At 46.4% G+C, this 12,451-nt stretch carries 14 protein-coding genes; 5 read left to right on the top strand and 9 right to left on the bottom strand.

Going from position 1 to position 12,451, the window contains the following annotated elements; genetic code table 11:
- Positions 1-2 precede the first annotated feature (2 nt).
- The 4 genes from L3N51_RS07795 to L3N51_RS07780 form a co-directional block, all read right to left on the bottom strand.
- Entirely contained in the window at positions 3-911 is a 909-nt protein-coding gene (locus tag L3N51_RS07795) for a hypothetical protein (protein WP_238026531.1), read from the bottom strand.
- Positions 911-1,540, bottom strand: coding sequence for a hypothetical protein (locus tag L3N51_RS07790; protein ID WP_238026529.1), 630 nt, complete (start codon positions 1,538-1,540; stop codon positions 911-913). Before L3N51_RS07790 ends, L3N51_RS07795 begins: the two co-directional genes overlap by 1 nt.
- Positions 1,541-1,634: 94 nt before the next feature.
- Positions 1,635-2,021 carry an OsmC family protein gene (locus L3N51_RS07785; RefSeq protein ID WP_238026527.1) on the bottom strand — a complete coding sequence of 129 codons (387 nt, stop codon included), beginning with the start codon at positions 2,019-2,021 and terminating at the stop codon, positions 1,635-1,637.
- 38 nt (positions 2,022-2,059) lie between these two features.
- Positions 2,060-3,064, bottom strand: coding sequence for a potassium channel family protein (locus L3N51_RS07780; RefSeq protein WP_238026525.1), 1,005 nt, complete (start codon positions 3,062-3,064; stop codon positions 2,060-2,062).
- A 214-nt stretch (positions 3,065-3,278) separates the two neighbouring features.
- Between L3N51_RS07780 and L3N51_RS07775 the strand changes: the two genes are divergently transcribed.
- Genes L3N51_RS07775 through L3N51_RS07765 form a run of 3 tightly spaced genes read left to right on the top strand, consistent with a single transcriptional unit; the run spans position 3,279 to position 5,851 of the window.
- A complete protein-coding gene (locus tag L3N51_RS07775; RefSeq protein WP_238026524.1) occupies positions 3,279-4,244 on the top strand; it encodes an ABC transporter substrate-binding protein in 966 nt (321 codons plus the stop codon).
- Position 4,245: 1 nt separating this feature from the next.
- Positions 4,246-5,223, top strand: coding sequence for a FecCD family ABC transporter permease (locus L3N51_RS07770; RefSeq protein WP_238026523.1), 978 nt, complete (start codon positions 4,246-4,248; stop codon positions 5,221-5,223).
- Positions 5,204-5,851 (top strand): ABC transporter ATP-binding protein, encoded by a 648-nt coding sequence (locus L3N51_RS07765; RefSeq protein ID WP_238026522.1) that lies wholly within the window; start codon positions 5,204-5,206, stop codon positions 5,849-5,851. Before L3N51_RS07770 ends, L3N51_RS07765 begins: the two co-directional genes overlap by 20 nt.
- On the opposite strand, the gene L3N51_RS07760 is transcribed toward L3N51_RS07765, so the two are convergent.
- The 3 genes from L3N51_RS07760 to L3N51_RS07750 form a co-directional block, all read right to left on the bottom strand.
- The gene (locus L3N51_RS07760) at positions 5,852-7,459 is read right to left on the bottom strand and encodes a PQQ-binding-like beta-propeller repeat protein (protein WP_238026521.1); all 1,608 of its coding nucleotides are present in this window, start codon (positions 7,457-7,459) and stop codon (positions 5,852-5,854) included. It lies immediately after the preceding gene.
- A gap of 234 nt (positions 7,460-7,693) precedes the next feature.
- Positions 7,694-8,080: a vitamin K epoxide reductase family protein gene (locus L3N51_RS07755; protein WP_238026520.1), complete on the bottom strand. Its 387-nt coding sequence runs from the start codon at positions 8,078-8,080 to the stop codon at positions 7,694-7,696.
- Positions 8,077-9,510, bottom strand: a complete 1,434-nt coding sequence (locus tag L3N51_RS07750) for a 4Fe-4S binding protein (RefSeq protein ID WP_238026519.1) — start codon at positions 9,508-9,510, stop codon at positions 8,077-8,079. Before L3N51_RS07750 ends, L3N51_RS07755 begins: the two co-directional genes overlap by 4 nt.
- Positions 9,511-9,687: 177 nt before the next feature.
- On the opposite strand from L3N51_RS07750, the gene L3N51_RS07745 reads away from it, so the two are divergent.
- A complete protein-coding gene (locus L3N51_RS07745) occupies positions 9,688-10,686 on the top strand; it encodes a hypothetical protein (RefSeq protein ID WP_238026518.1) in 999 nt (332 codons plus the stop codon).
- A 42-nt stretch (positions 10,687-10,728) separates the two neighbouring features.
- Positions 10,729-11,673, top strand: a complete 945-nt coding sequence (locus tag L3N51_RS07740) for a DUF929 family protein (protein WP_238026517.1) — start codon at positions 10,729-10,731, stop codon at positions 11,671-11,673.
- Positions 11,674-11,778: 105 nt separating this feature from the next.
- Here the strand turns inward: L3N51_RS07740 and L3N51_RS07735 are convergent, their stop codons facing one another.
- Positions 11,779-12,123, bottom strand: coding sequence for a hypothetical protein (locus L3N51_RS07735; protein ID WP_238026515.1), 345 nt, complete (start codon positions 12,121-12,123; stop codon positions 11,779-11,781).
- On the bottom strand, positions 12,123-12,425 hold the full coding sequence (locus tag L3N51_RS07730; protein WP_238026513.1) for a hypothetical protein: 303 nt from the start codon (positions 12,423-12,425) through the stop codon (positions 12,123-12,125). Before L3N51_RS07730 ends, L3N51_RS07735 begins: the two co-directional genes overlap by 1 nt.
- Positions 12,426-12,451: the final 26 nt, after the last annotated feature.

Genomic DNA, 12,451 nt, shown 5'->3' with positions numbered 1-12,451 from the left:
AGTTAATCCTGTTTCTTTTTTATTCTAATAACATCTCCTTTCTCCAGGACTTTTCCCACAAGAAAGGTTGGAAACCCCACCCTCTCTGCCTCTTTCAGGGAATCCTCCACTTCTCCTTTCTCCCCTATTACGAGGAAGAGTAACTCCGACTGCATCGGGTCCTGAACAAGGGGAGTTATTGCCTCAACCAGTTCACCGTACCAGGGACTGGGTATTTCAAGGTCCATGGAGTATCCCAAGTTCAACGCCTCCCTCAGGTTCAGTATACCGATTCTCGTGAGGTTTATGGGATATACCCCATGGAATTTCAGGATCTTAGTTGCCCTTTCCAGAGACTCTTCGGCCAGCTTTTCAATAAGTTCGGGGTCAATACCCCTTCTTGAGAAGTAGTCATGGGCGCCATTCAATATCCTGTAGAGCGCTCTCACTGGAGCCAGACCCCCGGGTCTGTTTATCATTCCTATAACCATTCCTTCCCTTATTGAGGGGAGTGCGTCCACCATACCCCAGGAGAAACCCGCAATGTCATCTATAACCTCCACCTGGTATTCTGTTACTCCAAAAGTGGTGACAATATTGCTCAGAATCGCCTTCAATATACGTTGGTTTCTCTCTGGATGCAAAACGTCCACGAAGAGAAGTCCTTCCACTCCAGCTATGGTCACCTTACTCGGATTGCCTCTTATTACCCTCTCATGAAATTCCTCCCTAAGGGATGGATAAAGAAAGGGACAACGCGAGTCCTCCCTCACGCCAAGCTTCACGCAAAGTCTTAACTCCTTGGTCTCATCTGGCGGAAGGTGGTAAATGGGGGTAGGATGTTTTCTTTGGCACCCGCTTAAAATAATAACCGGGTGAAGGCCCTTCCTCACCAAGAGAGATGAGTTGAATAAAAACCTTTGCAGATCCACTACTTACTACCCTTTACCTCCGCCTTAACAACAGAGTTGATTAGGGCACACTTGTGAAACAGGTGTACTCCATCTTCCTTGCAATCAGCGGCAAGGGCGTACGGCTCTCCATTCTGGTCAAAGCTCAATACCGCCTTGCATCCGGAGGGTAACACCACAGAGGGGAAGGTGCGGAGTATAAACCTAGCTAAGACGTGCTGGCTTGGTTCATCGAGGTCCTTGGCCCTGGGTAGCATGAGGCTAATCACAGAGAGGGGTTGATTGAAACATATGCTCATGGGAGAAATCTCAAATCTCCTCAAGAAGTCCTGAAGAGAGGCCAGAAAACTTCTCAACTCTTCGAGAGACCCCTCATATTTCCACGCTTCCTTAAGATTTTGCAGGGCAGTCTCACGTATGGATTGTCTCTTGGTGAGATAATAGGCCATTACAAGACCGCGGGGAGTTATGCTGAATTCCCTCCCATCCTTGGTAATGAGCCCCAGTGACTTTAACTTCACCAGAACTCTCCACACTGTTGAGGCAGGTATCCCAGAAATCTTGGATAGTCTGTATGACGAGATATGTAACATTGCCACCATAAGCTCCAGTATCTCAATGTCCTTGGGGTCTAGGAACAATACTGACATTAATAATGAATATTTTGGCCTAACTTATATAGTTTTTATCCTAAGAAGATTAATCAACATAAAAGAATATTTATAGAGAATATTTTCTCTTAAATTATCCAGCTTTAACCGCACGAATCTCCATCCTGTCCATGAGGCTCAGGTAGATTGGACACTCCATCTTCACCTTGTTGATTAGGTCCTTCAGATCCTCCTCGTCGCAGTCCTGACTACTCACCTCCAAGATTATCCTCGCGAACTTATAGATACCAGTCTTCATGAATTTCTCATCTAGAACGTACCTTGCCCTAACCTTACACTTTAGTTTCATTCCCTCCTTTTCAGCCACATTATAAATTGAATTGAAGATACAGTGAGGGATGGAGACAAGAAAGGCCATCAGGGGACCATCTTCGTAAAACTCCTCAACGGATTTAACCGTGGTTCCAATCTGTGCAGAGGGAGAGTCTGGACCCCCAAAGAGGTTAATACTGATTTCCATAAACTCATCTGTTAAGAAAATGGTTTAAATTCAACTACTTACTGTGAGACCATCTGGGTTATCTCCTTGAACTTATCAGGATTTCCCAGGAGGATTAGAGTCTGCCCTGGCTTCAGTACCGTATCCTTGGAGAAGTAGGGGTTAAGCTTTCCGCTATCCACAATGATGATGGGCACCACGTCGCTGGGCAGGGAAGACATCTTGACCTCCTTCTTCACATCAAAAAATCCCACCACCATGTCTGCCTTCCTGTCCATCGTGAAGATAACTCCTCCTACGTTCTTTGCAATGGAGGCAGCTGCAGTGATTCTCCCAACTATATCCTCATAGGGAATAACCTCGTCCGCGCCCGCAGTCCTGAACACGTCGATGAGGGAGTCCTGCTTTACCACACAGATGGTGTTGAGTGGAGGGTTAATCTTCTGAACCTTCAGGGTTACAAGAAGGGTCTTGGTATCATCCTCCATAGCTATAACTGCGGATGATGCTGAAGGAATCCCTGCACTCATTAGGTCCTTATCGTCCTCAGGGTTTCCCAGTATCACCCTGTCGCCCTTTAACTGTTCCAGTACTTCCTTGGAATTCGTGAGTACTATGTACTCCTTTCCCAGTTTTTCCAGTCTCCTAGCAGCACTCACTATCACCCTCCCTGTCCCTATGAGAACTATGTGATCCTTCAAGTGAGATCCCCTCCATCTAGCCCTCGCGTCAGCCCACGAAGACCTCCTGACTACAGTGTTCACCATAGACTGGATGATGCTGGTATAAAGGCCTACTGCCATTATTATGGTTACAACCAAGAGTAGTTTCTCAATGGAAGGCATCTGGTTAATATTGGGAGCATAGAGCCCGACCGTGGTGACAACGTTCACACCCGCATAAATTGCAGAGATCCAGTCCAGGTGCTGGTAGGTGACAAAAATCACAGCATTGGACAGGACCACCAGCGCCAGCATCATAACCTGTGGGAATATTTTCCTGAGAACGGAGTAAGGTGCGACAGCATACTCGAGGATATCTAAGAGGAGGGATCTCCACGTCATATCTCATCGACCTAAGATTTCTAGGGGCAATATCCCTGTTATTACGCTTCTGGAAATAATGCCACACCTCACCGATCTCATTACCTGTGACAAAGTTTAGAGTAATTTAAACATTACGAACTGTCACAAGATCCCTAGATGTCCTGCGACGTAATGTCCTTCTGAGCCTGGGATTCGCATCAAGTTTATATATATGGATAGCCTATCCAAACCCATGAACTCAAGGCTCGTCGTCGGGATAGCTGTTGTGGTAGTGGTTTTGATAGCGTTTTCCTCAGTTTATCTTCTGAATAGACCTGTTTACTCGAGCAATTCTCACCCTCAAAGGATTGTGTCCCTAGCTCCCAGTGATACCCAAATCCTAGTTTCCCTGGGATTGGGAAAACAGCTGGTAGGTGTGGACTCCTACTCCTATTCCCTTCTCGAACTGGTAAACGCAACACGTTACCTGCCGAGCAACGTCACTGTACTGGAGGAGGGAGAGTCAATTAACGTGAGCGGGTTAGTTCTACTGCATCCATCCCTCGTGGTGGATGAAGAGGGACTCATAGGAAGTAACTTGAACCAGTTAAGGGAAGCGGGTCTGAACGTGATCCTCACCAACGACGATTACGCCCAGAACTTCACGCAGATAGAGAACTCCATCATTAACCTCTCCAGCTCGCTTGAAACCAGAACCCAGGGTGAGGAACTGGTCTCGTGGATGAACTCAACCCTTCAGAGGTATACCTCTCACGGAAACACCAGTGTTGCTTACCTCATCTGGATCTGTCCCAACTACGAATTCTATACTGCGGGAGGGAACGTTTTCATCAATAACGTGATAGAGGAGGCAGGAGGAGTGAATGTATTCGCCAATCAGAGCGGATATCCCCTACTTGGGCCCTCATCCCTGACCTTGGCCAATCCCCAGGTAATTGTGGTTCAGGAAATATATAACCTAAGTTACACGACCTACATGATAAACCACATACCTGGGATAGCTTCAACGAGGGCCTATCAGGATCATAGGATATACATTCTTTCCCAGAACCTACCCACAGACCTTCTAAACGAACCAGGACCTCTTGCAGTTTACGGAGTTGGGATGATGAGGGAGATCATACATGGGAACTCGCCCAGTTACGTTAACTCCTCCTACGTGATGAGGGAGCTCAACGTAACGCTCCCGGTGTTCTAGGGTGTGGAAGGGTCTGGGACTCCTGGGGTCAAGCGCGGTTATCTTCTTTCTTGCTTTAGTTTACGGAGAGGTATATATACCGCCCTCTCTACTCCTTCATCCTTCTGGAGCCTACAGTTACATTCTAGTTCAGATTCGCTTACCCACAGTACTTGCCTCGGCCCTGGTTGGATCAGCTCTGGCCCTTTCGGGTGCAGTGATGCAATTACTTCTCAGGAATCCGCTCATGGATCCCTACATTAGTGGCACAGCTTCGGGAGGGGCATTTGGTGCGGTTCTTACGTATTATCTACTGGCTTTTAATCTGCCCTTCGCCTGGATTGCCTACGTGTCTCCCCTTGTTGCATTTCTCTTCTCCATGCTCTCCACATCGATCACCCTGCTTATCGGGAGGAAAACGGGCGTATATGGAGTGGTCATAGGAGGGGTGGTAGTCTCTTACGTGTTCTCATCATTGATATCAATCCTCCTGACATACCTGCAGGAAAGGTTTCCACAGGTACCTCCCCTGAATTTCTGGTTATTGGGTGAGATAGAGGTAGTTGGATGGACTAACGTAGCTATCCTATCCCTACTGGTGGTAGTTCTGGGAGTCCTGGGAATTTACACGTCCAGAATGATTGATCTGGCATCAATTAGCGATGAACTTACCCTCTCCAAGGATGTTGACCCCAACAGGTTCAGAACGGCCTGGATACTCCTGATTAGCCTGGTCACGGGGTTCATTGTATCCTTCGCGGGAATAATTGGATTTGTGGGAATAATAGTTCCACACCTTGTGAGAAGGCTAGTGCCTGGAGGTGCATCACAGCTGATCCCTTACTCCATGATGCTGGGAAGCACGATCATGATGTCCAGCGAGATAATATCCAACGGTGCACTGGGTTTCAAGATACCACTCACTGCCATCACCTCAATCCTTGCATCTCCCGTAATGATCTACGTGTTGGTGAAGGGAATTGCTAATACAGGGAATTGAGGTTAGGATAGGGAAAAGACTGCTTTCCAGCTTTGACCTCGAGCTCTCAAGAGGGGTAAATCTATTACTGGGCCAGAACGGCGCTGGTAAGACCACTCTCCTGAGGTCTGTTGTCAGAGCTCTCAATGGAGATGAAATATCCAAGGGCTATGTGCCTGCGGAATTCTCGTCACCTGAGATACCGGTAAAGGATGTGTTACTTGCGGGAACCAGGAACTCCTTGGATAAGTATCATGAGTTGATGATGGAACTGGGTATCGTTCACCTCATGGACAGGTATTTCTCCACCCTAAGTACTGGAGAGAAGAAACTTGTGCTCATTACTAAGGCCTTGGCTGAGGGTCAACTGGTCCTAATGGATGAGCCGACCTCTGGACTTGACGTAAAAAACCAGGCCAAGGTTATCTCCCTGATCTCTAGATCGAGGACTGATAAGGACTTTCTGATTGCCACTCATGACCTGAACTGGATCGAAAGGGCCGATCGGGTCATTGTGATGAAAAGAGGGAAGATAATATGGCAATCCCATCCGGATGAACTAAACGAACAAATACTGGAAACAGCGTACGACTGCAGGGTAAAAAAGGTGAACCTGGATAATAAAAAAATGTTTTTCTTGGACCTCTAACTAAGCGTAAAGCACATAGTCTGGGTAAACCTGGTAGAGAGGGATCGCCACTACCCATCCATAGCTGTTCGTCAGATACATGGTACTTCCTACTATCACTGGGTTAACTATACCGAATCTTCCGCCCACATAGTACTGTTGTAGTAGTTCACCGTTGTGTGGATTTAACACGTAGACGTAAGGACCTCCTGCTACCCAGAGTAGGTTGTCGTAATAGGTAGCTCCTCCCCTAGGTCCTCCAGGCGCTTTTGGTGGAAGTCCTATTCCATTCAATCTAGTTTGCCACAGTATCTGACCGTTCATGAGATTCAGTGCGAATTCCTTGCCCAGTGACGGTGCGCCCACGTAAACGGTATTATTGTAAATCATGGGGATCGCTCCCTTGAATGCTGGTGGGGTATATCCCCTCCCTAGGTTCGTTACCCACAACACGTGTCCATTAGTAGCGTTAACGGCAAGAACCATGGTGTCCACGGTCCCGTTAGGTTCTGCGTTGGCCACGGTAGATTGTACCACAATTCCTGCCTGCTGATCTACCGCAGGAGGCACGTCACCCATTCCCGTATTGAAGGGTTTATTGGGAGAAGGTAGTGAGGCATTCCACACCTCCTTCCCTGTCATCCCGTTGACGGCAACCAGTAATCCGTAAGGTTCAGTCAAGCTGGTGAAACCTGCGATGAAAATAGGCGTGCCATTGGGTAGAACGTAATAGTTCACACTGCTCATACTATCAAATAAACCCGGCATCATATCCTGCCAAAGGACCTGTCCCGTGGTCGCGTTAACCCCTATGAATTCTCCACCTCCATCAGCGTAGGCTAGCACTCCATTATAGACTGCGGGAGCTGGCATGGCCTCGCCCATGGTGAACCTCATCCACAACAATTCACCGTCGGTAGCATTGAACGCATAGATAGCCCCGTAGGCCATCCCCCTGTGAATGGATGAGAACTGACCCTTCTCGTAATGGACAAAGTTGGCAAAATTGAAACCAACGTCACCCACAGTGACGTAAACTATCCCGTTGTAGACTATGGGATTATTCATTGCGTAACTGGCCAGTCCAGTGGCGTACCACACGACCTGTCCGTTTAAGGGATTTACTGCGAAGATACTTCCCGGTCCACTGTCCTCCTCCACGAATAGCAGATTGTCAGCCAGCGTAACGCCCAGTGGCTCTCCCACCATCTGCGTGAGCATGACCAATGCAGACCTAGTTCCCATGACATTGGCACCGGGCAACATACTCTGCGGGGCCGTCATGGGGATTAGGGCAGCACCAGCCATATGGGCGAAATCCTGTTGCCAGACTACGCCCTGAATTAACTCGGTGCATGTGGTGGTAAAGGCAGCGTTGTGGGACTGTCCACCGTTTGTCACTCCCCAGTAACTGGGCAGATCTAGATTCTGGCTCGTCGCGTTACCAGGATAGTACACTACCTTTACCTCGTAGGGGAAATATGTGGTATTATACATATCGTAAGTCCTAATGATTGGTTGAGGTATTGGTGTTATCACCGAGGAAAAGAACTGTATCATAGGAGCTCCTAGGAAGGAACCAACTAAAAATACGGAAACTAAGGCTATGGCTACGAGTACTCTATTCATTAAGTCTCGATGAATTTTCCTCTTTTTATTCGTTATCTATTTAAAAGAGAAGAACTTCGTTTTAATTAAAATGAAGGAAATTAATCCCAGCGTATTTAAAGTGAAAAGTCGTGCCGTGTCGGATACTTTAAGATCTGGTCGCAATGAATAGGGCCTCTAGTGTCTATACTAGTCCATTGGCGTTCGGGTCAAATGAAATACACCAGGGTCCTGTCAACTACTCTTCACGAAGACTCAGTCATTCCTCCACAGTAAAATACCCTGAAACACACAGCAAGCCTGAGCTAGAGTACAGTACAGACAAATTGAGTTCAGAAGTGCCTCGGTAGATATAAGATAAACAGTAAAGATAGTCCCTAGCACCCACCAATATTTCAATGTAGATCTGGACGTTAGCCAGAGGATGATTCCCATCAAGAAAAAGAGAGCTCCCAGCAAGGCGTCTGGTACTCCAAAGAAATGGGAGAAGGGGCTGAACTCAACCCTTCCGCAGTTAATGTAGGAGGAAACGTCGCAGAATGGAGGAGGCTTCTCACTTTCCGTGATGTAAAGAAGATATGAAGAGTCGATTAGACCCAGCACAGAAAGCCCTATACCAATTCCCCCTTTACCCCCTCTCATCTACTCCACCAGCTTGCGATTTTCCTCAAGTAAACTCTCCCATCTTCAATGAAGATGTTGTCGTGGGGGCACTCCTCTATGCACTCCCCAGCGCCAATACATTTGAAGGCCTTGAACTCTCCTCTTTTTAGAAAGGAGGCTCTCATGTCCGTGAGACCTACGGGGCATGCTTTGGCGCAATCCACAGTTCTGCAGTTTAGACACGTTGACGGGTCTTTCACCTTCAACTTGAAGGGGCCCAGATAGCCAAAGAACTGGTTAAAGGTACCCCAACCGCATAGACCTTGAGTCACGCAGGCGTAGTCTCCCATGAGGGGGGCCAAGAGGAATTGTATATACCATATGAAATTGAAATATAAAGACGTAAGGAAAACTGTGGGATCGTTATCCAGAAGGTAGAAACTTGTAAGGTGAAGCTGATTGAGATAGGAGAGGATGACAAAGGCCATTATATTCACCCATACCAGCGTAGAGGTGACCTTGAACACTGGAGAGAGCCTAGAGGTAAGTGTTTTCCTACCTAGACGTGAGGTCCTATTGAAGGTTTTAAGACCATCATGAAAACCCTGCAACATGTAAGGGGCGGTGCACGTTACTGAACAGATCTGCCTTCCACCGAAGAAGTAGGATAGGAAAGCTGTTACAGCATATGTCCCAATTATCCCGGTGAGAAGAGATGGAGACACTGGACCAAAGGTCCCGAAGCCATTGAACCAAGAATAGGGTATACTGGGGAAAATTGACTGAAAGGGGGAAAAAGAAGGTAGATAAATACTGTATACCCAGTAAGAGAGAAACATAAGGATGAGCCTTACCCTGTTTCCTTTCCCTTTTGTCCTAAATATCCTCCAGATTAGGGGAACCCCAAGCCACAGGCCCATCAGGATCATGAAATAGGAACTGGAGGCAACGGCCTCGAAACCAAGAAGGGCGTTCCATAACACGTTAATTCCAGTCCATGGACCCACGAATACACTGGCCAGATTACTTGTCCCCATCAACGTTAACGAAGCAAGGAAAATGGACGAGAAGCCCTCTAGGAGTAGAATCAAGGAAATTGAGACAGAGGAGTTGAGTCTTACCCTCACCCTCCAACTCATGGCAAAATAAACTCCGTAGAGGAAGGGTAGTACAAGTTGCCAGAGTGGTAAAGAGTGCAGAATCCATGATACTGCTGTTAGTAGAAATCCTCCAGCTACACCCAAGTCGATGTCGGCTGTCTTATTTACGTTTATGTAGAGCCTCAAGAAATAGTAACCTAAACACAATGAAAATGCGGTCCAGAACTCTATCTGGAAACCTTGAAGAAGAGGGGTCAGAGTAAAGAGAAGAGGGAATAGACCACGGATCCATGATTCCTTTAGTCTGGCCACATTAATGGCTAGCAAAACAATAGAGATAACTAGATCAATGTAGTAAATATCTATCATGGTATTAAAACTGAAAATAAATGAAGATAACATTATTCGTCAAATTTAGAGGATCGAGTAAAAGTGATATAATAGATTTGTTAGAAAACTTCTAACAATTTAATGAGATCAGGAATCTAGTTGCATTCAAAAAATTCTTCTCTATCCTTATGTATGTCAAGTCTTTCACTACCTCCAATGAGCTCCAAAAAAGCAGTTTCAAATGTAATTTTCGCGGCCGTAACCATCATCCTGGTTATAGTGGCCGCCATAGGGTTCGGACTCTACGCCACGAAAGCTCCAGTAACAAAATACGTCAATGTTACCCAGCCAGTATATGTAAACAAAACAGTGCCAGTATATGTGAATAAGACTGTACCAGTATATGTAAACAGGACAGTTCAAGTGCCAACTGCGGAGCCTTCATCGGGAGCCTTCTTAAACGGACAGGTAATTACATTCGACTACGCAGCACAGTTCTCATGTACTCCAGCGTTGACTCAGTTCTTCCCCAACGAGACTCAGGCTAATCAAGTTGCCATGGGATGCGAGGTGGGGGCAGCTCCCAGTTCATCACAGTTACCTCCAAGAGCAGCACCAGTGTACGTAGTTGTTCCAGCGTTTGCGGGATTATCAATTTTCGGTGTTCAGAAGTTGGGAGCAAATCCACAGGGATTCCCAGTTTTCACATATAATAATCAGAGTTATACCATCCTAACTCAATGCGGAGCTGCGGCTACTGAGTCTGCCTGTGCGGACCACATGACCTACATATACTCACCAGCGTTCACTGTAGTGGAGAAGTACTTGGGAATAAACAACGGAGTGTTCGGACTTCCTGAGGGAGTTCTACCCACACCAGCTCACGACCACATAGTCACGTTCTCGACCAATACATCTATACCGTGGTACATAGTGGTAGTTCTGGATTTCAATCCCAACATATTCCCCAATCCATTGACGGGTCAATGCCAGGCAATAGTCCCATCTAACCAGAGCGATCCAACAGGGCTATGCCTCAACTCCTATCAGAACGTTCAGAAGGCCATGAGCACATACGACAGTGCCGTGATGAACGCTAACCAGAACAACCCAATATGGGAGGCACTGGGTAAGCCCGGTGTGGACGTGATAAGTGTGCCGAGCAACATGATCCTGTACTTCAGTGATCCGATGGTGTACCCATACCCATCCTAAGCTATTCTTATTTTTTCTCTGCTTTTCCTTTTAGGTGAAAGTATGAACAAGAAATTTCTTGTATTTATTCTCATAGCTGTGATAGCGATTGCCGTCATAGGTATAATTAATTTAAGACAAGTCCAATCCTCAAGCCACCAGATTGGGACATACGTTTCTGCTCCTGTTAACCTTGAACTATATGAGTTGGCGCGTAACCAGAGCGGATTCACTCAATTCAATAGCTCATTCGTGTACTCCGTAAAACAGGGAAGCGGTGAACTAACCTATCAAGGTAAACCCGTAGTTATATTTGTAGGAGCGGAGTGGTGCCCATACTGCGGTGCAGAGATGTGGTCTCTCATAATTGCCCTAGACAGGTTTGGTAACGTTTCAGGGCTTAAGTACATGGAATCTAGCTCCACAGACGTATACCCAGACGTTCCTACATTCACTCTTGAAAATCTAAGTTACACGAGTCAATATATTTCTGTTCTAGCTTATGAATTTCAGGACAGAAATCATCAGCCACTTCAGGCAGTTCCCTCAAATATTTATCAGTTGTGGCAACAACTGGGTAACGGCAGTATACCATTTATAGACGTAGCAGGTTTATATTATGAGGTGGGGACAACAAATAATCCCGGACTTATTCAGATGAAGAACTGGACCTATGTACTCAACCAGCTACATGGTGAAAACTTGATTTCATACCAGATTTTCTCCACCGCAAACCTGCTCACTGCAGAGATCTGTCTAGCTGACGGAAATCAGCCCTCGCATGTATGCCAAGAACCTGCAATAGTACACTATGAAAATGAATTAAAATCTAATTTCCCCGTTTATTACGAGAACGTTTACGAGTCTCAAACTGCCCACATACTCTACCCAGAAAGACAGGAACTATCTAGATCTCTTTCTAGCCATGAACATGAGATAGAGTTTAGCAGTGTGAGAGCAGGGAAAGGATCCGCACTCACATTGACCCGCTATAACCCTGTTACCTGAAATAACTATCCTTGCCCTAAACCCACGGATTGAACACCTAGCTGGCACCATACCTTCAACCTCAACCTTTTCCCCGTCCAGTTGCCTGACTATCATGGTAAGACCCTAGAGGAAGTGTTTCCTCTCCTCTTCCACTATTTCCATGATTCTTTCGTCGTTCGGATAATTCTTGACGTAAAAATCAATTGCCCCTCTTTCTAGGTAGTTAATGACGCTTCTCGTCACGCTCATACCAAGAGTGCCTATCAAGATTCCAAACAAGAGGAGTGCATAATACACGGGTAACTCTAAACGAGACCTTTTTCTTAACATGAAGAACTTCCAGTGAGATAACTCATCTTCATAAGCATGCCTAAACCTATCCTCCCTTCTCACTTCATATATGCCCTTGGCGAGACCGGTGGCTCCAGCCTCACCTAGCAATGCCAGAAGATCCTTATCCACTTTCATCATTCACCTAGAAACTCCTGGATCCTCAGAATATCGTTCCTCACGCTTTCCTCGGGTATCTGGGAGTACAGAATGTTCAACCCTAGAAGTACCGCTCCGAAGATCTCTGATATCTCCATCCTATCCTGAAAGCTCCTCACTTTACCTAACTTAGCTTTCAATTCTCTCAACATCTTCCTTATGGCAAGCATATCTTTCCTGTCCTCTCCGTGAAGCCTTAGCGCCACTACACTGACCATGTATATGGACTTCTGAACCCTCTCGGAGAGATTCTTTAACTCACTTGCCTCTGTCCAATTCATATGTACTACTTAACTTGGAACACTAA

It is taken from the genome of Metallosphaera javensis (ex Hofmann et al. 2022) (assembly GCF_022064045.1).
Classification (GTDB): Archaea; Thermoproteota; Thermoprotei_A; order Sulfolobales; family Sulfolobaceae; genus Metallosphaera; species Metallosphaera javensis.
The sequence above is the reverse complement of the archived record's forward strand: the minus strand, read 5'-3'. Positions and strand labels throughout refer to the sequence as shown.

Bases quoted from the DNA above. Each gene is read 5' to 3' on its own strand.
- L3N51_RS07790 (WP_238026529.1), bottom strand. From the start codon at position 1,540: ATGTCAGTATTGTTCCTAGACCCCAAGGACATTGAGATACTGGAGCTT.
- L3N51_RS07785 (WP_238026527.1), bottom strand. From the start codon at position 2,021: ATGGAAATCAGTATTAACCTCTTTGGGGGTCCAGACTCTCCCTCTGCA.
- L3N51_RS07780 (WP_238026525.1), bottom strand. From the start codon at position 3,064: ATGACGTGGAGATCCCTCCTCTTAGATATCCTCGAGTATGCTGTCGCA.
- L3N51_RS07775 (WP_238026524.1), top strand. From the start codon at position 3,279: ATGAACTCAAGGCTCGTCGTCGGGATAGCTGTTGTGGTAGTGGTTTTG.
- L3N51_RS07760 (WP_238026521.1), bottom strand. From the start codon at position 7,459: ATGAATAGAGTACTCGTAGCCATAGCCTTAGTTTCCGTATTTTTAGTT.
- L3N51_RS07755 (WP_238026520.1), bottom strand. From the start codon at position 8,080: ATGAGAGGGGGTAAAGGGGGAATTGGTATAGGGCTTTCTGTGCTGGGT.
- L3N51_RS07750 (WP_238026519.1), bottom strand. From the start codon at position 9,510: ATGATAGATATTTACTACATTGATCTAGTTATCTCTATTGTTTTGCTA.
- L3N51_RS07745 (WP_238026518.1), top strand. From the start codon at position 9,688: ATGAGCTCCAAAAAAGCAGTTTCAAATGTAATTTTCGCGGCCGTAACC.
- L3N51_RS07740 (WP_238026517.1), top strand. From the start codon at position 10,729: ATGAACAAGAAATTTCTTGTATTTATTCTCATAGCTGTGATAGCGATT.
- L3N51_RS07735 (WP_238026515.1), bottom strand. From the start codon at position 12,123: ATGAAAGTGGATAAGGATCTTCTGGCATTGCTAGGTGAGGCTGGAGCC.
- L3N51_RS07730 (WP_238026513.1), bottom strand. From the start codon at position 12,425: ATGAATTGGACAGAGGCAAGTGAGTTAAAGAATCTCTCCGAGAGGGTT.